18 protein-coding genes are annotated in these 22,690 nt (G+C 65.4%); 4 read left to right on the forward strand and 14 right to left on the reverse strand.

Annotated elements, in window-relative coordinates; all coding sequences use genetic code 11:
* The 14 genes from AC0L20_RS12965 to hpaR all read right to left on the reverse strand — a co-directional run.
* Positions 1-968: ABC transporter substrate-binding protein (locus AC0L20_RS12965; protein ID WP_473288835.1), on the reverse strand; the 968-nt coding region annotated here is incomplete at its 3' end.
* Between the two features lie 178 nt (positions 969-1,146).
* The gene (locus AC0L20_RS12970) at positions 1,147-2,670 is read right to left on the reverse strand and encodes an FAD-dependent oxidoreductase (RefSeq protein ID WP_473288836.1); all 1,524 of its coding nucleotides are present in this window, start codon (positions 2,668-2,670) and stop codon (positions 1,147-1,149) included.
* 27 nt (positions 2,671-2,697) lie between these two features.
* Positions 2,698-3,324: a GTP cyclohydrolase I FolE gene (gene folE / locus AC0L20_RS12975; protein ID WP_007608055.1), complete on the reverse strand. Its 627-nt coding sequence runs from the start codon at positions 3,322-3,324 to the stop codon at positions 2,698-2,700.
* 136 nt (positions 3,325-3,460) lie between these two features.
* Entirely contained in the window at positions 3,461-4,351 is an 891-nt protein-coding gene (locus tag AC0L20_RS12980) for an alpha/beta fold hydrolase (protein ID WP_473288837.1), read from the reverse strand.
* Between the two features lie 11 nt (positions 4,352-4,362).
* Positions 4,363-5,190 (reverse strand): metal-dependent phosphohydrolase, encoded by an 828-nt coding sequence (locus tag AC0L20_RS12985; RefSeq protein WP_473288838.1) that lies wholly within the window; start codon positions 5,188-5,190, stop codon positions 4,363-4,365.
* 216 nt (positions 5,191-5,406) lie between these two features.
* A complete protein-coding gene (locus AC0L20_RS12990; protein ID WP_473288839.1) occupies positions 5,407-6,285 on the reverse strand; it encodes a transglutaminase family protein in 879 nt (292 codons plus the stop codon).
* The gene (locus AC0L20_RS12995; protein WP_473288840.1) at positions 6,282-8,819 is read right to left on the reverse strand and encodes a circularly permuted type 2 ATP-grasp protein; all 2,538 of its coding nucleotides are present in this window, start codon (positions 8,817-8,819) and stop codon (positions 6,282-6,284) included. The genes AC0L20_RS12990 and AC0L20_RS12995 overlap by 4 nt, the downstream gene beginning before the upstream one ends.
* Before the next feature lie 27 nt (positions 8,820-8,846).
* Positions 8,847-12,116, reverse strand: a complete 3,270-nt coding sequence (locus AC0L20_RS13000) for a transglutaminase family protein (protein ID WP_473288841.1) — start codon at positions 12,114-12,116, stop codon at positions 8,847-8,849.
* Between the two features lie 288 nt (positions 12,117-12,404).
* A complete protein-coding gene (locus tag AC0L20_RS13005; protein ID WP_473288842.1) occupies positions 12,405-13,709 on the reverse strand; it encodes a methyl-accepting chemotaxis protein in 1,305 nt (434 codons plus the stop codon).
* On the reverse strand, positions 13,687-14,208 hold the full coding sequence (locus tag AC0L20_RS13010) for a PAS domain-containing protein (protein ID WP_473288843.1): 522 nt from the start codon (positions 14,206-14,208) through the stop codon (positions 13,687-13,689). Before AC0L20_RS13010 ends, AC0L20_RS13005 begins: the two co-directional genes overlap by 23 nt.
* Before the next feature lie 187 nt (positions 14,209-14,395).
* Positions 14,396-15,919 carry a UxaA family hydrolase gene (locus AC0L20_RS13015; protein ID WP_473288844.1) on the reverse strand — a complete coding sequence of 508 codons (1,524 nt, stop codon included), beginning with the start codon at positions 15,917-15,919 and terminating at the stop codon, positions 14,396-14,398.
* A 200-nt stretch (positions 15,920-16,119) separates the two neighbouring features.
* On the reverse strand, positions 16,120-16,896 hold the full coding sequence (locus tag AC0L20_RS13020) for an HpcH/HpaI aldolase family protein (RefSeq protein ID WP_473288845.1): 777 nt from the start codon (positions 16,894-16,896) through the stop codon (positions 16,120-16,122).
* A gap of 142 nt (positions 16,897-17,038) precedes the next feature.
* Positions 17,039-18,124: a malate/lactate/ureidoglycolate dehydrogenase gene (locus AC0L20_RS13025; protein ID WP_247359937.1), complete on the reverse strand. Its 1,086-nt coding sequence runs from the start codon at positions 18,122-18,124 to the stop codon at positions 17,039-17,041.
* 118 nt (positions 18,125-18,242) lie between these two features.
* Positions 18,243-18,761: a homoprotocatechuate degradation operon regulator HpaR gene (gene hpaR / locus AC0L20_RS13030; RefSeq protein ID WP_473288846.1), complete on the reverse strand. Its 519-nt coding sequence runs from the start codon at positions 18,759-18,761 to the stop codon at positions 18,243-18,245.
* Positions 18,762-18,871: 110 nt separating this feature from the next.
* Between hpaR and hpaH the strand changes: the two genes are divergently transcribed.
* The 4 genes from hpaH to hpaD all read left to right on the forward strand — a co-directional run bounded on the left by hpaH (position 18,872) and on the right by hpaD (position 22,688).
* Entirely contained in the window at positions 18,872-19,678 is an 807-nt protein-coding gene (gene hpaH, locus AC0L20_RS13035) for a 2-oxo-hept-4-ene-1,7-dioate hydratase (RefSeq protein ID WP_473288847.1), read from the forward strand.
* A 30-nt stretch (positions 19,679-19,708) separates the two neighbouring features.
* A complete protein-coding gene (locus AC0L20_RS13040) occupies positions 19,709-20,107 on the forward strand; it encodes a 5-carboxymethyl-2-hydroxymuconate isomerase (protein ID WP_473288848.1) in 399 nt (132 codons plus the stop codon).
* Positions 20,100-21,638, forward strand: coding sequence for a 5-carboxymethyl-2-hydroxymuconate semialdehyde dehydrogenase (hpaE, locus tag AC0L20_RS13045; RefSeq protein WP_473288849.1), 1,539 nt, complete (start codon positions 20,100-20,102; stop codon positions 21,636-21,638). Before AC0L20_RS13040 ends, hpaE begins: the two co-directional genes overlap by 8 nt.
* A gap of 66 nt (positions 21,639-21,704) precedes the next feature.
* The gene (hpaD, locus tag AC0L20_RS13050) at positions 21,705-22,688 is read left to right on the forward strand and encodes a 3,4-dihydroxyphenylacetate 2,3-dioxygenase (protein ID WP_473288850.1); all 984 of its coding nucleotides are present in this window, start codon (positions 21,705-21,707) and stop codon (positions 22,686-22,688) included.
* The last annotated feature ends 2 nt before the right edge of the window (positions 22,689-22,690 follow it).

Below are 22,690 nucleotides of genomic sequence, written 5' to 3' on the forward strand. Positions count from 1 at the left end.
AGACCCGCGACGTTGTTGACGTCGGCATTGGGCAGGCGCTTCTTCATGAAGTCGATATAGGCCGTCATCGCCGGATCGTCCTTCGGCGCCTCGACGAACGGCTTGAGCGAGCCGAGCGAGAGCACGCCCTTGCCGGCATCGAGGCCGGCCGGCACCATCACGGTGGCCTTGTTGGCGCAGCCCGAGGCGAGGAAGCGCGTCGCCTGCCAGCCGACCTCATGCGCCTTCCGGATCGCCTGGGCGCAGGCGCGCGGCGTCACCGAATAGATCATGAAGACGTCGGCCTTGGTGTTGGCGAGCGTCAGCACCTGGGAATCGACGGTGGGGTCGGCGACCTCGAAGCTCGACGCCATCGCGATCGCCTTGTCGGCGTCGGCGCCAAGTGCCTCCTTGACGCCGCGCAGATATTCCTTGCCGGCGTCGTCGTTCTGATAGAGCACCGCGAAGCGCGCATTCGGGTTCTTGGCGCGGGCATAGGCGACGTCGATGGCGGCCTCGCTGGTGTAGTTCGGTGCCCACGGCAGCGCCATCGACCAGGGCATGTTGGCCGGGTCGTTCCACTTCGAGGCCGAGCTGATCAGAAACAGCTGCGGCACCTTGTTGCTGTTGAGATATTTCGCGATCGCCGAGCTCGGCGCGGTGCCCATGGTCGCGAAGATGAAGGCGACGCCGTCGCCCTCGACCAGCCGCCGCGCCGCTTCCATGGTCTTCGGCGGCGAAAAGGCATCGTCGAGCGACAGGAGATTGAGCTTGCGGCCGTTGATCCCGCCCTTCTCGTTGACCTCGTCGAAATAGGCCGAGATCACCCTGCCGGTGATGCCGAGCGGCGAAGCGGGGCCGCTATAGGGCATGGTGTTGCCGATCTTGATCTCGGTGTCGCTGACGCCGGGACCATAGGATTTTTGCGCGGAGACAGGCGTGGACAGGCAGGCAGCCAGCGCTGCAGCCAGGACCAAAGCGGCTTTCATGGTTTCTCCCCGGTGATGATCGCCCCGCACGTCGGAAGGCGCGGCGTGCTGCTTTTTGCCAGCACGTCAGATCAGCGGAGTTCCACAAGGCGGTCTTGCGTCGAGTTGCTGATCAACTGGTGCACAGTGGCCGTCGCGGGCAGCACCATTGACGCCAATCAAGTTCGGATGCGGCGCCTCAGCCGCGCGTCCGCTCCATCTCGAGCTCGGCCTTGAGGTTGTCGAGATCCCTATAAATTGAAGCAATCGCAACGACGCGGCTGCCCTTGCGATACTTCAGCAGGCAGTCCTTGCCGGAAACGCTGCCGTCGATCGCGATGTCGTCAAAACTCTCGGCGTGGCCGACATAGTTGATCGGCACGTCATAGTGCTGCGACCAGAAGAACGGCACGGCCTCGAAACGCTCGCGCTTGCCGAGCATGTTGCGCGCCGCGGTCTGGCCCTGCCGCTCCGCCACCACCCAGTGCTCGACGCGGATGGTTTGCCGGGAATGCGGATCGGGCCAGCGCGCGATGTCACCGGCCGCGAAGATGCCGGCTATGCTGGTCTCCAGATATTCGCTCACGCTGACGCCCCGGTCGGCCGCAAGCCCCGCCTGCTCGGCGAGCGCAAGGCGCGGCTTGACGCCGATGCCGACCACGACCAATTCGGCCTCGATCACGCCGCCGCTCTTCAACGTGGCGCGCGTGCCGTCCAGCTTTTCCACCGTGTCCTCGAGATGGAAGTTGACGCCGTTCTCCTCATGCAGCGCGCGCACGAGGTCGCCCATCTCGGGACCGAGCACCTTCTGCATCGGCCGTTCGTCCGGCGCGACCACGTGGACCTTGATCTTGCGTGCCCGCAAGGAGGCCGCAACTTCGAGGCCGATGAAGCTGGCGCCGATCACCAGCGCACGCTTGGCGCTGCCGGCCGCCTTGATGATGGCGCGGCTGTCGGCGACGGAGCGCAGCGTGTGGACATGAGGCTGGTCGGCACCCGGAATCTGCAATCTGACCGGCTCGGCGCCGGTCGCGAGCAGCAGCCCGTCGAACGGCAGCCTGTCGCCGTTGCCCAGCGTCACGCTGCGCGTCTTCGCCTCGATCGCGGCGACATTCGTGTTGAGCCTGAGATCGATGCCGGCGTCCCGATAATAGTCCTCGCCCCGCAACGGCAGCCAATCCTCCGGCGCGTTGCCCGCGAGATAGTCCTTGGAGAGATTGGGCCGGTCCACCGGCATCGCGCTGTCATTGCTGAGCATGGTGATGGCGCCCGCAAAGCCCTCGCGACGGAGCGTCTGCGCCGCCGCGAAACCCGCCGCGCCACCGCCGATGATGACGAATTTCTCCGGCGTTGGCGCTGTCCGGTGAGGCGCCGGAGGCTTCGGCACCTCGCGCTTGCGCTGAACGACGATCTTGTCCTGATCACGCGAGACCTCCCACACCGCCAGCGCATTCAGCGCTGGCGGACGGGTCGCCTCGCCTGATCGCAAGGAGAAACAGGCGTGATGCCAGGGGCAGCGGATGGTGTCGCCCACCACCAGTCCTTCAGCGAGCGGACCGTGATAATGGCTGCAGGCCGGCTCGATCGCAAAGATCTCGCTGCCGGCCTGCATCAGCAGGACGTCTTCCTCGCCGACATGGCCGAGCAATTTGCCGTCCTTGAATTCGGCGAGCGTCACGCCTCGGCTCAAGTCGGGCCCGCTTGGCTTCTTGTCTTCGGTCATGGCGTTGCCTCCTTGAGCCGTCGCGGATCAATCGTCCGAATTGGCCAGCCCCAGCAGCTCCTGGCGTGTCAGCGCATTGTCGCGGAACACGCCGAGCATGCGGCTGGTGACGAGATCGGTCCCGGGCTTGTGCGCGCCGCGCGTGGTCATGCAGTGATGCGTTGCCTTGATGATGACCCCGACACCTTCGGGCCTCAGCACATCGTTGATCGTGTTGGCGATCTGCGCGGTCATCTTCTCCTGGATCTGAAGCCGCTTGGCGTAGATGTCGACGAGACGCGCGAGCTTGGAGATGCCGACGACGCGCCCTTGCGGGATATAAGCGACCCAGGCGCGGCCGACGATCGGTGCCATGTGGTGCTCGCAATGGCTTTCGAAGCGAACGCCGCGCAGGACGATCATCTCGTCATAGCCTTCGATCTCCTCAAAGGTCTTTTGCAGGATTTCGGTCGGATCCTGGGCATAGCCGGAGAAATACTCCTCGAAGGCGCGCGCGACCCGGTCCGGCGTGTCGCGCAGACCGTCGCGCGCGGGATCGTCGCCGGCCCAGCGGATCATGGTCCGGATCGCCTGCTCGACCTCCGCCCTCTCGGGCCGCTCGGTCGGCGCCTGCGCGACCGCGACACGTTCCAGCCTGCGCGTTTGCGTCTTCATCGAGAACCTCCCCTGCAACGAACCGCATACAGAAGGCGGCCCACAGCTTGGACGGCTGCGATTGGAAAAGGTTCCCGGGATCAGGAAAAATTGGAAGCTGCGAGAGCGGCAAGGCTGTGGGACGGGAAACCCGGCTCTATGAGGCCGCTTTCCGCACGTCGAGCACGGCTTGCGCCCATTCGGCCGGCCGCTCCTGCGGCAAATTGTGGCCGGCCCCTGCAAAGACGCGCCGCTCGAAAAAGCCCTCGAATTTGCGTGCATGGTGCGCGGTGCCGGAATTGACGCCGTCGCTGTCGCCGTCGATTGCGATGGTCGGCACCCGAACCGGCAGCTGCGCGGCGAGCTTCGCCTCGATCGCGGCATAGGCGGGATCGCCCGCGACCAGCGCGTAACGATGTCGGTAGGAGTGGATCACGACATCGACGAAATCAGGATTGTCGAACGAGATTGCGCTGGTCTCGAATGTCGCGCAGTCGAAGGCCCATCTCGGCGACCACATCGACCAGAGCTGGCGCGCAAAACCGCGCCGGTTGCGCTCCAGCGCGCGGCGGCCGCGCTCGTTGTGGAAGAGATATTGATACCAGAGCGCCGCCTCCTCCGGTGGCGAAGCCGGCTCCATCGAACGCGCGATGTTCTGGATGTTGTAGGAATTGCCCGAGACGAGGCCGATCACGCGTTCCGGATGCAGCACCGAGACCACGCAGGCCGCGCGCCCGCCCCAGTCGTAACCGCCGACGACCGCGCGCGATATTCCAAGCGCATCCATGAAGGCCAGCAGATCGGCGCCAAGCGCCGCCTGCTCGCCGGACCGCAACGTCGCAGCGGAGCGAAACCGCGTCGGCCCGTAGCCGCGCAGCCAGGGCACCAGCACGCGCGCGCCCGCTTGCGCAATGATCGGCGCGGTCTCGGCATAGGCGTTCACGTCGTAGGGAAAGCCGTGGCCCATGATGCAGGGCCAACCGTCCGGCGCGCCGTATTCGCGATAGGCGATGTCGAGGATATCGGTAGCGACCGTTTTTTGTTGCATTACGAGGAAAGCTATTTTTGCGGCCCGGACAACGTGATGTCACGCTCGGCGCGGAACACGTTGCTGTAGAGGTTGGCGATCCACTGCCGACCGATCTCGGTCTTGTTGAGGTAGCCGATCTCGGTCTGGATGTGCGGTGCGACGCTATTCCAATAGAACTGCGGATAGCGGTTCACGATGTCGGCCGGCGAATCGTAGCCGAGTTGGCGATTCATACCGACTTCCTCGAATTCGTAATAGAGCGCGTTGGCCTTGCGCAGATAGTTGGGGTCGCCGAGCTGGCCGATGAAATCGGCGGCGCGCAGGATCGAGGCGTCGTCGTCGTATTCCTGCCCTTCGCGGGCCGGGAAGCGGGTTCCCTCGATGGCGCGGGCGACGCGCTCACTGTCTACGCCCCGGATCTGCGGCAGCCGCCGCCGCACAAACAGCTTCGAGCGATCGACGTGATACATCATCAGACTGGCATCCGAAGCGCCACGCGGCAGCGCCACCTTGGTGCCGGAATCATCGATGATGAAGCCGTCTTCGTCATCCTCCGGAAACAGACCGCGGACATAGCCGATGTCATGCGCGAGGCAGGCGATCAGGACGTTGATGTAGTCCTCAGCCGCAAGATGCGTGTGGAGATTACGTCCCATCAGGATCGCCTGAGCGGCCAGCGTCACCAACATCGTATGCTCGATGTTGTGATAGAGTGCGTCGCTGTTGCCGATGCATTCCATCGCCGTGCGGGCCGAGCCTTCCAGCACTCTGGCGTAGGACTCGTCGAACCGACGACGCATGAACGAGCCCAGCAATTTCTCCAGGGTCTCCGCCGCCAGTTTCGGTAACGTGATCATGGATGCAGCCCCGCTTGTCGGTGGTGTTCCACGCCAACTCCCGACGTCTCATTCATGTCCTCGACGCAAAGGCCAGCTTAGCCCATCTTGGGCCGACTGGCCAAACCCGGGAACGAAAATACGGAAATATGTTGCGGTTTGTGCCCCGCGATATCGCGGTTGCGGTGCCGGCCCGACACACCCGGGCTGGGCGTCGCCGGGACGGCAAAACGGCAATCATTCCACCAGCAGCACGTCGACGGCGACGTCGAGCTTCTGCTTCGGCGAGCCGACGATGATGCCGTCGACCGGCGAAACGTCGGAAAAGTCGCGGCCGACCGCGAGCACGATATGGTCGCCAGCGACCATAAGATCGTTGGTCGGATCGAAATCGACCCAGCCAAGCTCCCCCCCGCACCACAGCGACACCCAGGCATGGGTGGCATCGGCGCCCTGCAGGCGCGGCTGGCCCGCCGGCGGAATGGTGCGCAAATATCCGCTGACATAGGCCGCGGGCAGTCCCAGCCCGCGCAAGCCCGCAATCATCACATGGGCAAAATCCTGACAGACGCCATGGCGCTTGACGAAGACCTCGTTGAGCGGCGTCGAGATCACCGTCGCCTTGGGGTCGTAGCGAAATTCGGTGCGGATGCGATGCATCAGATCGACCGCCCCGGCGAGGATCCCCGCGCCGGGCGCGAAGCTTTCCGCCGCATAGGCGCTGACCGGTCCCAGCACCGGCACCAGCGGACTCGCAAAGACATAGCCGACCGGCGAGGACGGCCCGAGGCTCGTCGCCTCGAAGGCGATGTCGCGAATGCTCTCCCAGCCCGGGCTGTCAGCGTCACGCGCCGGCGGCTGGCGCGACACCTTCACGCGAGAGCGGGAATCGATGCGCAGAGTGCGATGCGCGGCCTCGATCACGACACTCTCGGTCAAGGTGCCGAAGAAATCGCGCCGGACGCTACGCTCCGCGGGGCGCGGACGAATCTCGACCTTGTGCGAGATCAGCTCCTGGCCATGGCCGCTCCTCGGCTCCAGCCGCAGCGTGCAGCGGGCGAAGCTGACCGGGCTCTCGTATTCGTAGGTGGTGACGTGACGGATATCGTAGATCACGCCAGCCCCGTCAACTTTTCCGGCCGGCTGGCATTGGGGCCGTGCGGGAAGTAGTGCTGCCCGACCGCCTCGGCGAGGCTGAGCAGATCCTGCTCCAGGGCGAACAGCGTCTTGACCTCGATCCTCTCGGCCTCCGCGGTCGCGAGCATCGCCTGCAGCGCGACCGCAAGCCGCTGCGGCTTCTCGATGAGGCCGTGCTCCTTCAGGCTCGGCAGCGCGGCGATATGCTCGTTCAGCGCCGTCACCTGGAACGCCACCGAACGCGGATTGTAGCTGTCGAGCACGGCGAGGTCGCGCACCGGCGCCAGGATCGGCGCCAGCAGATAACGCGAGCGGTAGGTGATCTGGCAATCCACCAGCGTCAGCAGAATATCGAGATCCTCGTCGCCGGCCTCGTCATAGGCAAACTGCCGGGCAAAACGCGTGGTGTTGATGGCGCGCTCGGTGCGGCGGCCGATATCGAGGAAGCGCCAGCCGGCGGCGCGGTTCATGTTCTCATGCGCAAGGCCGGCAAAGCTCGCGAGCTCCTGCAAGGTCAGCTCGGCAGCGCTCAGCACGCTGTCGTCGTCCTCGACCTCGACGGCCAGCCGCTCGACCATTTCGGTGATGACTTGCCAGGCATCGGGCGACAGCCGCTCGCGCAAGGAGGTCGCCGTGCGCTGGGCCGCGCGAACCAGCGACAGTGCCGAGCCGAAACGCTCCGGGCTCTGCAGCGCCTCGGCAACGATGCGGCCGGGCGCCGCGCGCGAGGTCTGCGAGATCGCGCCCCAGGTCACCAGCAGGCGCTGGATACGCTCCGCCGATTGCAGCGAGGCCGCGGTGCCCTTGTTGGGCCCACTCGGCGAGCCCAGCGCCCGCACCAGCCGCAGCGTCGCCTCGGCGCGTTCGAGATAGCGGCCGAGCCAGAACAGATTGTCGGCGGCGCGGCTCGGCAGCACGCCGGCGATACGGCGGATGCGCACCTTGTCGACCGCAGGCAGCAGCGTCGCGGTCGAGACCTGCTTGTCCGAGACCACCCAGACGTCGGCGGAGCGCGCGCCGTCGCCCATCGACACCGCGCGCGCATCCGGCTGCTCGGCGATCCGGCAGAAGCCGCCGGGCATGATGGCCCAGCCGTCCGGCGTCGCGGCTGCGAACACGCGCAGCACGAAGGGACGCGGCGTGATCTGCCCCTGCTCCCACACCGGCATGGTCGAGAGCCGCACCACCTCCTGGCCGACATAGTCCATGCCGCGCGCAGCGATGGCGTCGCTCAAGCGCCGGCGGCCGGCGGCATCGAGCTCACTCGCGAGCACCGGACCGTTGCTGTCGAAACCGGGAACGCCGCGCCGATAGGCGCCTTCGATCGCGACCTCGTCGAGCCGCGACAACACCTCGTCGCGCGCCGAGCGCTGACCGCACCACCAGGTCGCGATGTGCGGCATCTTCAGCTCTTCGCCGAGCAGGCGGCGGCTGAGCGCCGGCAGGAAGCCGAGCATCGCGCGCGCCTCCAGCACACCCGAGCCCGGCATGTTGGCGACGACGACGCCGTCCTTGCGCAGAACGTCGATCAGGCCGGGGACGCCGAGCCGCGAGGAGGCTTCGAGCTCGAGCGGGTCGAGCGAATTGGAATCGACGCGGCGCAGCAGCACGTCGAGGCGCTTGAGGCCCGCAACCGTGCGGATGTGGATATGGTTGTCGCTGACCGCGAGATCGTCGCCCTCGACCAGCAGGAAGCCGAGATAGCGCGCCAGCGTCGCGTGCTCGAAATAGGTCTCGCTGAAGCTGCCCGGCGTGAGCACGCCGATCCGCGGCTCGTCGCGGTCGGCGCGCGCCCGAAGACTGTCGCGAAAGGCCTCGAAGAACGGCGCGACGCGCGGCACGTTCATCGACTTGTAGAGATCGGAGAAGGCGCGCGAGAGCACCAGGCGGTTCTCCAGCGCGTAGCCCGCGCCCGACGGCGCCTGCGTGCGGTCGCCGAGCACCCACCAGCGGCCGTCGGGCCCGCGGCCGACATCGGCGGCATAAAGCGAGAGATAGCGCCCGCCCGGCGGCGGCACGCCGCAGACGGGGCGGAGATATTCGGGGCTGCCCGCGATCGCGGCCGCCGGCAGCGCGCCTTCGGCGACGAGGCGGCCCTCGCCATAGATGTCGCGCAGCACGAGCTCGAGCAGCTCGGCGCGCTGGGTGATGCCGTCGGACAGCTGCTTCCAGTCGGCTTCGTCGACCAGCAGCGGCAGATGGCTGATCGACCAGGGCCGGTCGGCGCTCTCGCCGGGCGCGCGATAGGTGACGCCGGCCTCGCGGAGATGACGGTCGGCCATGCCGAACCGCCGCTCGACCTCATCGGGCGCAAGCGCGCCGAAGGCATCGAAGAAGCGGCTCCACACCGCGCGGGGCTTGCCGTCCGGGCCGAGAAACTCGTCGGGGATGCCGGGCAGGCGCCTGTAGTCGCGGACCCATTGCGCGAAACGGCGCTGGCCTTCGCGCTGACCTTGGCGTTGACCTTGCGCCTTACCCGCCTTGTCGTCCTCTTCGGCTGCGCCCTCGGCCATGCGCCTCTCCCTGCCCCCGCATCATACTCATTGCAGGAGCGGGGACCGCAAGTCGAGGGTCAGCGGAAACTCATTTGTGCGTTCCTCGGGCGGCGGCTGCATCGGGCCCGGCGTATGGCCGTGGTCCTGGAAGCGCGCCAGCCGCCGCGCCTCGGCCTCGTAGGTGTTGACCGGCTTGGTGTCGTAGCTGCGGCCGCCGGGATGGGCGACGTGATAGACGCAGCCGCCGAGCGAGCGGCCGTTCCAGGTGTCAATGAGATCGAATGTCAGGGGCGCGTGAACGGGAATGGTCGGGTGCAGGCCGGAGGCCGGCTGCCAGGCCTTGAAGCGGACCCCGGCCACGGCTTCGCCGGAGCGGCCGGTGGCGGTCATCGGCAGGCGGCGGCCGTTGCAGGTGATGATATGGCGGCCCTCGACGAAGCCTTCCGCCTTGACCTGGAGCCGCTCGACCGACGAGTCGACATAGCGCACGGTACCGCCGGCCGAGCCCTCCTCGCCGAGCACGTGCCAGGGCTCCAGCGCCTGCCGCAGCTCCAGCGTCACGCCGCCATGATGGATGCGGCCGAAAGCGGGGAAGCGGAATTCGAGCTGGGCCAGATACCATTCAGGCTCGAACGGATAGCCGGACTGCTTCAACTCGGTGAGCACTTCGAGGAAATCCTCCCAGATGAAGTGCGGCAGCATGAAGCGATCATGCAGCGCGGTGCCCCAGCGCACGAACTTGCCTTGTTGCGGCTCGCGCCAGAATTTTGCGATCAGCGCGCGGATCAGCAGCTGCTGCGCCAGCGACATGCGGGGATCCGGCGGCATTTCGAGCGCGCGGAATTCGACCAGGCCGAGGCGGCCGGTCGTGCCGTCCGGTGAATAGAGCTTGTCGATGCAGATCTCGGCGCGATGGGTGTTGCCGGTGATGTCGACGAGGAGATGCCGGAACAAGCGATCCACCAGCCACAGCGGCGCCTGAACGCCCGGCGGCGGCACGTGCGTGAGCGCGACCTCGAGCTCGTAAATGCTGTCGTGACGGGCTTCGTCGATGCGCGGTGCCTGGCTGGTCGGGCCGATGAACAGGCCGGAGAAGAAATAGGATAGCGCCGGATGCCGCTGCCAGTGCAGCACCAGGCTCTTCAACAGATCGGGCCGGCGCAGGAACGGCGAGTCCTCCGGGCTCGAGCCGCCGACCACGACGTGATTGCCGCCGCCGGTGCCGGTGTGGCGGCCGTCGACCAGGAAGCGGTTGGCGCCGAGGCGTGTCTTGCCGGCATCCTCATAGAGCCCGACGGTGATGTCGACCGCCTCGCGCCAGTTCTTTGCCGGCTGGACGTTGACTTCGATCACGCCGGGATCGGGCGTCACCTTGATGACGTCGACACGCGGATCGAACGGCGGCGGATAACCCTCGACATGGACCTGGAGCTGCATCTCCTCGGCCGTGGCTTCGAGCGCCGCGATCATCTCGAGATAATCCTCGATCTGCTCGACCGGAGGCATGAAGGCACAGAGCACGCCGTCGCGGACTTCGACCGACATCGCGGTGCGGACCGGCACGGAGGTGTTGAGCTCTTCGGGCTCGAGCCGCTCCGAGGATTCCGGACGCGCCGGAAGGCTGAACACCGGCAGCTTGCCGCGGGCCTCCATCGGATCCCGCTCGACGATGTAGGGATATTGATCGGGCGCGACATAGCCCAGCGAGTCCAGCGGCAGGCGCAAGCCGAGCGGCGAATCCCCCGGCATCAGGAACAGATGACTGCGCCGGAGCTGCCAGCGCTCGCTGCGCCAGCGCGGCGCCGCATTCCAGCGCTGCACCGGCAGCACGAAGCCGCGAGGGTTGTTGAGCCCCTGCTCGAACACCCGCGCCATCCGCGCGCGGGCCTCCGGATCGGACAATTTGGAATCGGACGGATCGACGTTGACGGGAAGCTCCGATTCCTTCTGCAGCCAGTACGCGGTGTCCTCATAGGCCGGCATGATGTAGCCAGGATCGAGCCCGAGCCGCAGCGCCGTGCCCTCCACGAACGCCTGGACGTCCTTGGCCTGCGCCGGCCGCGGATTTTCGATGCTGGCGATGAGGTCGGCATTCTTCCAGATCGGCACGCCGTCCTTGCGCCAGTACAGGCCAAAGGCCCAGCGCGGCAGGCTTTCGCCCGGATACCATTTGCCCTGACCGAAGTGCAGCAGGCCCCCGGGTCCGAAACGCGCGCGCAGGCGGCGGATCAGATCGTCGGCGAGCCCGCGCTTGGTCGGACCGACGGCGTCCGTGTTCCACTCGGCGCCTTCGAGATCATCGACGGAGACGAAGGTCGGCTCGCCGCCCATGGTCAGACGCACGTCCTGCGCCGCAAGATCGCCGTCGACCTGTTCGCCGAGATCGTTGAGCCGTATCCAGGATTCGTCGGAGAACGGCTTTGTGATGCGCGGCGCCTCGCGAATGCGCTTGACGCTCATGTCGAAGGCGAATTCGACCTCGGCAAAGCCGGCACCGCCGGAGATCGGCGCGGCCGAACGGTAGTGCGGCGTCGCCGCGACAGGGATGTGACCCTCGCCCGCCAGCATGCCCGAGGTCGCGTCGAAGCCGATCCAGCCCGCGCCCGGCAGATAGACCTCGGCCCATGCGTGGAGATCGGTGAAATCGTTCTCGACCTCCGGCGGCCCCTCGATCGGATCGATGTCGGGACGGACCTGGATCAGATAGCCGGAGACGAAACGGGCGGCGAGACCGAGGTGCCGGAAGGTCTGGATCAGGAGCCAGGCGGAGTCGCGGCACGAGCCGGCCGCGGAGGAGAGCGTCTCCTCCGGCGTCTGCACGCCCGCTTCCATGCGGATGACGTAGCCGATCCTTTTCTGCAGCTCCCTGTTGAGATCGACCAGGAAGTTGACGGTGTTCGGGGCTTCGTGCGGGATCGTGTCGAGATATTTCGCGAACAGCCGATCGGGCTTGACGGTCTCGAGATAAGGCGCGAGCTCCGTCTTGAGATCTTGCGTATATTCGAACGGAAAGCTGTCGGCATAGGGCTCGACGAAGAAGTCGAACGGATTGACCGTGGTCATCTGCGCCGTGAAATCGACCTCGATCTTGAGCTCGGTCGTCTTCTCCGGGAAGACGTAACGGGCGATCCAATTGCCCAGCGGATCCTGCTGCCAGTTCACGAAATGATTGGCCGGCGTGACCTTGAGCGAATAGCTCAGGATCGGCGTGCGGGTATGCGGCGCCGGCCGCAGACGGATGGTCTGCGGGCCGAGATCGATCGGGCGGTCGTATTTGTAGTGCGTGACGTGGTGTAATGCGACGTAGATCGACACGGGGTGCGGTACTCCAGCAGCTTTTTTGAGCAGAACACCGCTGGTGACCTCGATCAAGCACTAACAACGGGCAAAGGGTGCCTACGCAAGGTGCGGGCGGTCGCTTTCTTCCCTCTCCCCTTGCGGGAGAAGGTGGCGCGAAGCGCCGGACGAGGGGTATGTCTCCGCGAATTCCAGCGTGAGAGGTGCGCGCGGAGAGAGACCCCTCACCCGTCTCGCCGCAAACGCGGCGAGCCACCCTCTCCCACAAGGGGAGAGGGGAAGAATGCGCGTCCTCTCCGCGATGTCCTACGCCGCTGACGTCAGCCGTTGCAGGAATTGCGTCACCTCGCGCCGGAGCGTCTCGACCTCCCCATGGACGCGTTCGGAGGCGCTATTGACGCGGCTCGCCACACGGCCGGTGTCGGCGGCGGCTTCGCTGATGCCGGTGACGTTGGAGGACATTTGCGAGGTGCCGGCCGAGGCTTCCTGAACGTTGCGGGCGATCTCCCGGGTGGCGAGTCCCTGCTGCTCGATCGAGGTCGCGATCGAGGCGGTGATGGCGTTGATCTCGGTGATGGTCTGCGCGATCGCCTCGACGGCAGCGACCGAATTGGTGGTCGATTGCTGCATCTCGCCGACCTTGGCGCTGATCTCCTCGGTCGCCTTCGCGGTCTGGTTGGCGAGGCTCTTGACCTCGGATGCGACCACGGCGAAGCCGCGACCGGCCTCGCCTGCCCGCGCGGCCTCGATGGTGGCGTTGAGCGCCAAGAGATTGGTCTGCTCGGCAATCGCGCTGATCAGCTTGACCACGTCGCCGATCCGCATCGCCGCGTCCGCGAGCGTGCGGATCTCGCTGCCGGCACGATTGGCTTCGTTCACCGCCCGCCCCGTGCTCGTGCTCGAGCCCGCCACCTGGCGGCTGATCTCGGCGATCGATGATGCGAGCTGCTCCGCGGCGCTGGCGACGGTGGCGACGTTGCGCGAGGCCTGGTCGGACGCACTGAGCACGCCGGAGGTCTGCCGGCTGGTCTTCTCGGCCGCCGCCGCCATCTGGCCGGCGTCGGATTCGAGATCGGTCGCCGCGCCCATCAGAGTGCCGGCGACCTGGTCCAGATGCGTGCCGAACTGCTTTGCCAGGTCCGCGATCTCGACCACGCGACGGCCGAGGCTGTCGGTGCCGGAATTGATGACGGTGGCTGAACGGCGGAACGAGCCAGGTAATCCGCGCGCGAGAATCTTGCGGAAATATTTGCCGCGGCTCGCATAGTCCATCGACGCCGAGGCTTCCCGCAAATAGGCATCGGTGATGTCGAGCATGTCGTTGACCGACTTCTGAATGGCGCCGATCCGTCCGGCCTGGCGGATGCTGAGGATGCGCGCCTCGAGGTCGCCACGTGCGGCGTCGCGGCACACGTCTGCCACCTCGTCGACGGCCACCGCCGTGCGGTGCTGGCACCAGACGGCATATCCGAGCAGCACGACCGTGACGCCCAACAACGCCGTGCCGGAAATTCCGGTCGCCCCAGTCAGCGAGAGCACGAACGCAACGACGGCAAGAACGGATGCGAGCGCGGTCGCTCCCTGCGCCTTAGAGAGAGAGCACAAATTCATCGTAACCGACACCCCGTTGCTTGAGCAGCCCGACCATCGCCTCGAAGCTCGCATGCATGCCGTCCTTGGCATTGGCATGCCGCGCCTCTTCCGCGCACAGCGTCTTGTAGATCGGCTTGATACGCTCGAGCTGCGCGGGATCGGGCTTGCGACGGTTGGAGTGATAGCCGACGATATTGCCACGCTCGTCGAATGTCGGCGTGACGTGGGCGAACACCCAGTAATGACTGCCGTCCTTCGCGAGGTTGACGACGTAGGCGAAGATCTCCTGCCTGGATTGAAGCGTGTCCCACAACAGCTTGAAGACGGAGCGTGGCATCTCGGGGTGGCGGATCAGGCTGTGGGGCGCACCCATCAGCTCCTCCCAGGAGTACTTCGCCATGCGGATGAAGACATCGTTGGCGTAGGTGATGCGGCCCTTGAGATCGGTCTTCGACACGATCAGCTCCTCCTCACCGAGGAGATGTTCCACGCCGGTCGGCCGTATCGCACGCGTCATCGTCGACGAATCCTCACGAAGGGCGAATGCCCCACATGAGTGGAGCTCGCATCCTCCCAAGGGATTACGGCAGAAGATGTTAATCAGGTGTGACCGCGGGAACCCCCGTGATCACGTGACGGCTCCGTATCATTACTTAGGAGCGTCGCTTGCCGTGCAGGGTTACCGCCGACGCGCAACGAGGGGATTACATCGTCGCGCCCAGCACCCAGGGCGCGAACTCGGCGCCGCCGAAATCAAAACTCTCGCTCTTGGTCGGCTGTCCGGACGCGGTCTTGAGGATGAGATCGAAAATGCGCTGGCCGCACTGCTGGACGCTCTCCTCGCCTTCGAGAATGGTGCCGCAATTGACGTCCATGTCCTCTTCCATGCGCTTGTACATGGGCGTGTTGGTGGCGAGCTTGATCGAGGGCGCCGGCTTGCAGCCGAACACGCTGCCGCGGCCCGTGGTGAAGCAGACCAGATTGGCGCCGCCGGCGACCTGTCCGGTCGCGGCGACGGGATCGTAGCCAGGCGTGTCCATGAACACGAAACCCTTCTTGGTGATGGGTTCGGCGTAGCGCAGCACCTCGACGAGGTTGGTGGTGCCGGCCTTCGCCATCGCGCCGAGCGACTTCTCCAAAATGGTAGTGAGACCGCCGGCCTTGTTGCCCGGGCTCGGATTGGCGTTCATCTCGGCGCCTTCGCGCGTCGTGTATTCGTCCCACCAGCGCATGAGATCGACCAGCTTCTCGCCGACCTCGCGGCTGACGGCGCGGCGCGTGAGCAGATGCTCGGCGCCATAAGTCTCCGGCGTCTCCGACAGGATCACGGTGCCGCCGTGACGCACGATGAGATCGCTGGCCGCGCCCAGCGCCGGATTGGCGGAGACACCGGAATAGCCATCCGAACCGCCGCATTGCAGCGCCACGGTCAATTCGCTGACCGGTACGGACTCGCGCTTGACCTTGTTGGACTCCGCGAGTGCCTCGCGCACGAAGGCGATGCCGGCTTCCACCGTCTTGCGGGTGCCGCCGACCTCCTGGATGTCCATCGCGCGCAGGCGGCCGGCGAGCTTCTGCTCTTCCATCAGGCCGCCGATCTGGTTCACCTCGCAGCCGAGGCCGAGCACGATGACGTGGGAGAAGTTCACGTGCCGCGCATAGCCACCGAGCGTGCGGCGGAGCAGAGCCAGGGGCTCGTTCTGCGTCATGCCGCAGCCGGTCTTGTGGGTCAGCGCAACCACGCCATCGACATTGGGGAAGTCGGCCAGCGGATTGTCGCCGGTGAACGGATTCTTCTTGAAGACGTCGGCGACGAGGCTTGCGACATGCGCGCTACAATTCACCGAGGTGAGGATGCCGATATAGTTGCGCGTGGCGACGCGGCCGTCCGGGCGGCGGATGCCTTCGAAACTCGCCGGCAGATCGAAATTCGGCGTCGGCTTGACGTCGGCGCAATAGGCATAGTCCTTGGCGAAATCGCCCATGCCGCAATTCTGCACGTGCACGTGCTGGCCCGGCGCGATCGGCACCGTCGCAAAGCCGATGATCTGGCCGTAGCGGATCACCGGCTCGCCCAATGCGATCGGCTTGACCGCGACCTTGTGGCCGGAAGGAATGCGCTCGACCGTCGTCACGCCGTCGGCCACCAATGTTCCCGGCGGCAAGCTCGCGCGCGCGATCAGCACGCCATCATCGGGATGCAGGCGAATGACGGGGCTGATGGTCATGGGAGGTCTCCTTGGTCTTCTTTTCTTCACCTCTCCCCGTTCTTACGGGGAGAGGTCGGATCGCGCCCGGCGATGCATCGTCCGGGGCGATCCGGGTGAGGGGCAAGCGGCGCGCTCGATCGTTAGATTAGATCGTGTTGAGAGAGCCCCTCACCCTACCCTTCTCCCCGTAAGAACGGGGAGAAGGAAAAGGGAAGAGCTCAGGCCTTGCCGCCCGCATCCTTCCGGGTCGCGCTGACCTGCATCTTGGCGTAGGTCGTCATCAGACCGACCTCGTTCGAGAGCGTCACCAGCTTGAAGCCCATGTTGATGGCGCGCGCGGCACCTTCGGCGCCGCTGCAATGGATGCCGGGGTTGAGGCCGCGCTTGCCGCACTCCTTGATGATCTTCTCGTAGATCGCGAGGATTTCGGGCTCGGTGCGATCGAGCTTCGGCTCGAGGCCGTAAGAGAAGCCGAGGTCGGACGGGCCGATATAGACGCCGTCGATGCCTTCGACGTCGAAGATCGCTTCCATGTTCTCGACCGCGGTCTTGGTCTCCATCATCGGCAGCAGCACGATGTCGTCGTTGGCCGTCTTCTGGTAGGAGCCCGCGGTGCCGTACATGCCGGCGCGGATCGGGCCGTTGGAGCGCACGCCCTTCGGCGGGTACTTGGCATAGGAGACGAGGTTCCTGGCTTCCTGCGGCGTGTTGACCATCGGGCAGATCACGCCATAGGCGCCGCCATCGAGCACCTTGCCGATGATGCCGGGCTCGTTCCAGGGCACGCGGACCATCGGCGTGATCGGGTGCTTGTCCATTGCCTGGAAGCACTGCACCATCGACAGATAATCCTGCACCCCATGCTGCATGTCGACGGTGACGCTGTCGAAGCCGCATTGCGCGATCATCTCGGCCGAGAAGCCGGAGGGAATCGCGAGCCACGCGTTGACCACGGCCTTGCCCGACTTCCAGATTTCCTTGACCTTGTTCGCCACGTTGCCTTCCTTCTTGTTTTGGACCGTTATTGTTTAAGCCGTCGTTATTTGGACCTTCGTCACCATGACGAGCGTCGCGACAGCACAGCCCCGCTGTTACCGCGAACTGGCGCGCCGCGCTACGCTCGCAATGACGCAAGACCTATGCGGTCGCCCTCTGGATGCTCACTTCGCTGACGCCGACCTCGCGGGCCGTATTCACTATTGCCGCCCAGGTGTCATCCGGCAAGGGGACGCCGTTCTGGGTCCGCTCAGCCCTGGTTTTCCGCTCGGGATCGCCGGGAATCAGCACCTGATCGACCCCGGCCACCGGCTTGGTGGCACGGATGAAGTCCGCATAGCGCGACACCTCTGCGTCGAAGACATGGGAGGTATCGACCACTTTCGGATCGATGTAGAAGGCCAGCATGCCGTTGGCGAAGCGCCGACCGCCGGACGTGGCCCCGGTTCCGGTCAACGCCCCGCCGAGCAGCTCGCACATGAAGGCAAGGCCCGAGCCCTTGTGCTCGCCGAACGCTCGGATCGCGCCCGTTCCCTTGGTGTGGTCGCGCGGCCCGTCCGGCGTGTAGGGGCCGTAAAGCACGGCCGGCTCCTCGCTCAGTCTGCCGTCGGCATCGACCAGCGCGCCCTTCGGCAGCTTCTTGCCGCCGCGGCTCGCGACCAGCACCTTGCCCTCGGCCACGACCGAGGTTGCGAAGTCCAGCACGATCGGGTCTTGGCCCTCGCGCGGAATGCCGACGCAATAAGGCGCGGTGGAGAGCCGTTTCTCGACGCCGCCGAACGGCGCCACCAGCAGCGAGCCCGCGGCATTGACGAAATGCACCGAGATCAGCCCTTCTGCGGCGGCCATCTCGGCCCAATCGCCGACGCGGCCGATATGGCCCGCATTGCGTAGCGCGACTGCGGCAAGTCCCGCCTTCCTGCACTTCTCGATGCCGATCCGGACCGCTTGCGGCGTCACGGTCTGGCCGTAGCCGAACTTGCCGTCGATCACCGCGAGCGAAGGCGTGTCGAGTACCAATTCGGCGTTCTGGTTGGGCACGACCGCGCCGGACTTCTGCCAGCGAATATAGACGGGGACGCGGATCACGCCGTGGCTGTCATGGCCGGTCAGATTCGCCGTGGTTAGATAAGTGGCGATGCGCCGGGCTTCGTCGGGCGACGACTGCGCATGCGCGAAGACCTCGGTGACGAAGTCGATCAGCTTCTGAACCTGGATGGTGACCATGAGGGTCTGTTTGCCTCTACCTCGGCGCCGATTTTGCAGTGATCGGCTTGAGCGGCACTTGAGCGAAAAAGCGCGTCAATGTCCATTGCCGTCGCTACGCGCTTGCGCATATCTGCTTTCACTCCTCGGCACTTGCTTCCTCGCCCGCGCCAAGCCCTGCGAGACTTTGTTCGAGCTCGCCGAGCATCTCCTGCAACTCGACGAGCTTGCGTGCGCCAAAGCGTCGCGTGATCTCCGCATAGATCGCTTCGGAGGACGGCGCCACGGAGGCCATCAGCTTCACGCCCTTTTCCGAGATCGAGACCATGCTGCGGCGCTGGTCCGCCTTCGCGGTCTTGCGCTCGATCAAATTGCGCGCCTCCAGATCACGCAGGATGCGCGACAGGCTCGGTCCGAGCAGGAACGCGGTGCGCGCCAGTTCCGTGACCTCGACCGTGTCGATCGCCGCGAGCGCGCGCAGAATGCGCCATTGCTGCTCGGTCAGGCCATGCTCGCGCAACGAGGGACGGAATTGCCGCATCACCGCTTCGCGTGCCCGCAGCAACGACATCGGCAGCGAACGCGAGAAGTCGCGCATCGGCACCTGCCGCACGGCGGGCTCGCTTCCGTTCGCAGGATCAGCCGGTCTCTTCGTCATGACGCCCTTTCAAGCCGCGAAACGTTTGCAGTGCAGCAAGCCAATTTGCGATTGACGCATTCACTTAACATGTTAAGTATCTTCCCGCACCCCGATTTGTAAGATCACAAATGGCGCTTTCCAACGACGATATCCGAGCTTGCGCGAACCGTCTGCACCAGGCGGAAAAGACCCGTACGCAGATCCGGCAGCTCTCGCAGGACTTTCCCGACATCAGCATCGCTGACGCCTACGCGATTCAGAAGGCCTGGGTCGACGTCAAGCTCGCCGAGGGGCGCATCGTCAGGGGACACAAGATCGGCCTGACCTCGAAGGCGATGCAGAGCGCGCTCGGCATCAACGAGCCGGATTCCGGCGTGTTGCTCGACGACATGTTCTTTGCCGATGGTGGCCTCGTCCCGACCGAGCGCTTCATAGCGACGCGCGTGGAAGCCGAGCTCGCCTTCGTCATGAGCAAGCGCCTCGCGGGCCCCGACTGCACGCTGTTCGACGTGCTCAACGCCACCGACTTCGTGGTTCCGGCGCTGGAGATTCTGGACACGCGGATCGAGCGCGTCGATCCCCGGACCAAGGCGACGCGAAAGATCTTCGATACCATTGCCGATAACGCGGCCAATGCGGGCATCGTGCTCGGCGGACGGCCGATCCGCCCGCTGGATGCCGATCTGCGTTGGATCGGTGCGTTATGTTTCAAGAACGGCCAGCTCGAAGAGACCGGCCTTGCCGCCGGCGTGCTCAATCATCCCGCCACGGCCGTTGCCTGGCTCGCCAACAAGATCGCGCCGCTCGGCCTTGCGCTCGAGTCTGGGCAGATCGTGCTCGCCGGCTCCTTCATCCGTCCGATCGAGACCCGCAAGGGCGACACAATTCAAGCCGATTATGGCGCCTACGGCTCGGTGAGCTGCTACTTCGCCTAGACGAACAAGAAGACAGGGAGTGAAACCGCGATGCCGCATTTCACGATCGAATATTCAGCCAATCTCGACGACCGCCTCGACATCGGCGCGGCGTGCGAGGTCGTGCGCAAGGCGGCGGTCGAGACCGGCATCTTCCCGCTCGGCGGCATCCGCGTTCGCGCCGTCAGATGCGAGCATTATGCGATTGCGGACGCGCGGCAAGACTACGGCTTTCTCGACATGGTGCTGCGCATCGGCGAAGGCCGCGATCTGCCAACCCGCAAGCAGGCCGGCGAGCATGTCTTCCAGGCGCTCTCCCGGCATCTCGATCCCGTCTTCGCAAGCTCGAAATTCGCGCTCTCGTTCGACATGCAGATCAACGACAAGGACACGAGCTGGAAGCGCAACAACATCCACGACGCCCTGAAAGTGGAGGCCGCCCATGGATAAGCCCACGCCGAAAACCGATGTTTTCCAGGCCAATCGCGACCGCATCGTACCGCTGCTGAAGACGCTACGGGCCGACGGCATCGGCCACATGATCGACGGCAAGATCGTGCCGTCGATTTCAGGCGAGACCTTCGAGACCAAGTCGCCGGTCGACGGCGCGACACTCGCAAGCGTCGCCCGCGGCAATTCCGAGGATATCGATCGCGCCGCCACCGCTGCTTCGCTGGCCTTCAAATCCTGGCGCGACATGGGCCCAGCGATGCGGAAGAAGCTGCTGCATCGCGTCGCCGACGCCATCGAGGACAATGCCGAGGACATCGCGGTGCTCGAATGCATCGACACCGGCCAGGCCTATCGCTTCATGGCCAAGGCCGCGATTCGCGCCGCAGAGAATTTCCGCTTCTTTGCCGACAGATGCGGAGAGGCGCGCGACGGCCAGAACACGCCGAGCGACGAGCATTGGAACGTCTCGACCCGCGTGCCGATCGGCCCGGTCGGCGTGATCACGCCGTGGAATACGCCGTTCATGCTTTCGACCTGGAAGATCGCCCCTGCCCTCGCTGCCGGCTGCACCGTCGTGCACAAGCCGGCGGAATGGTCGCCGGTCACGGCGGCCATTCTTGCAAAGCTCGTCAAGGAAGCCGGCGTGCCTGACGGCGTGCTCAACACCGTCCACGGCTTTGGCGAAGAGGCCGGCAAGGCATTGACCGAGCATCCCGCCATCAAGGCGATCGGCTTTGTCGGCGAAAGCTCGACCGGCTCGGCGATCATGATTCAGGGCGCGCCCACGCTGAAGCGCGTGCATTTCGAGCTCGGCGGCAAGAACCCGGTGATCGTGTTCGACGACGCCGATCTCGACCGCGCACTCGATGCGGTCGTGTTCATGATCTACTCGCTCAACGGCGAGCGCTGCACGTCGTCGAGCCGCCTGCTGATCCAGGCCGGCATCGCCGAGAAATTCATCGAGAAACTCACGGCGCGCGTAAAAGCCCTGAAGGTCGGCCATCCCCTCGATCCCGCCACCGAGATCGGGCCGCTGATCCACGAGCGTCATCTGGCGAAGGTGTGCTCCTATTTCGACGTCGCCCGCCAGGACGGCGCGACGATCGCGGTCGGCGGCAAGGCCTATGATGGCCCCGGCGGCGGCCATTATGTCGAGCCGACCCTGGTGACCGGCGCTCATGGCAAGATGCGCGTGGCGCAGGAAGAGGTGTTCGGCCCTTTCCTCACGGTGCTGCCCTTCAAGGACGAAGCAGACGCGATCGAGATCGCCAACGACATTCGCTATGGCCTGACCGGCTATGTCTGGACCAACGACCTTGGCCGCGCATTGCGTGTCGCGGATGCGCTGGAGGCCGGCATGATCTGGCTGAACTCGGAAAACGTCCGCCATCTGCCGACGCCGTTCGGCGGCATGAAGGCATCAGGCATCGGCCGCGATGGCGGCGATTACTCGTTCGATTTCTACATGGAAACCAAGCACGTCTCGCTGGCGCGGGGCACGCACAAGATTCAGAAGCTGGGAATCTAACGCTCGCGGTTCCTCGGCGCGCGAAGCGCCAACGGGGAATGACCAGGTCTGGAGAGGGGAAACGCAATGCCCGTACCGCAACATATCTTCGAGCCGCCGTTCAACATCATCCGCTCCAGCCACGCCGTGCTGGACGTGACCGATCTGAAGCTCAGCCGTGAGTTCTATGAAAGCGTTGTCGGCCTGCATGTCGAGGACGCCGACGACAAGGTCGTCTATTTGCGCGCCGCAGAGGAGCATCAGCATCACTCGCTGGTGTTGCGCAAGGCGGCGGCGCCTGCCTGCAACCGCCTGGGCTTCAAGGTCGGCAACGAGAAGGATCTCGACAAGGCTGCCGCGTTCCTGTCCGAGAACGGCCTGGGCTACGCCTTCGTCGATCAGCCGTTCCAGGGCCGCACGCTGCAGTTCGCCGATCCCTTCGGCTTCCAGATCGAGCTGTATGCGTCGATGGACCGGCGGCCGCATCTGCTGCGCCGCTATGACCTCTACAGGGGCTGCCATCCGCAGCGGCTTGACCATTTCAACGTGTTCGCCGCCGAGGTGCAGGACACCGTCGAATTCTATGCCCGGCTCGGCTTTCGCCTCACCGAATACGCCGAGGAGGACGGACCGAACGGGCGCATCGCCGCTGCCTGGATGCATCGCAAGGGCAATGTCCACGATTTCGCCATCACCAACGGCAAGGGCCCGCGGCTGCACCACTTCGCCTACTGGACGCCGACGGCGATGAACATCATCCATCTCTGCGACGTGATGGCCTCGCAAGGCTTCGTCAAGAACATCGAGCGTGGTCCCGGCCGCCACGGCATCTCGAATGCGTTTTTCCTCTACGTCCGCGACCCCGACGGACACCGGCTCGAGCTCTACACCAGCGACTATTTCACCGGCGATCACGATCACGAGCCGCTGCGCTGGTCGTTGCGCGATCCGCGCCGCCAGACGTTGTGGGGCGCGCCTGCCCCGCGCTCCTGGTTCGAGCAGGGCTCGCCGTTCTCCGGGCAAGCCGTGCGTGAGCCGAAGTTCGTGGCCGACGTGCTGGTGGCGGATTAAGC

The organism is Bradyrhizobium sp. Kon58, assembly GCF_055807455.1.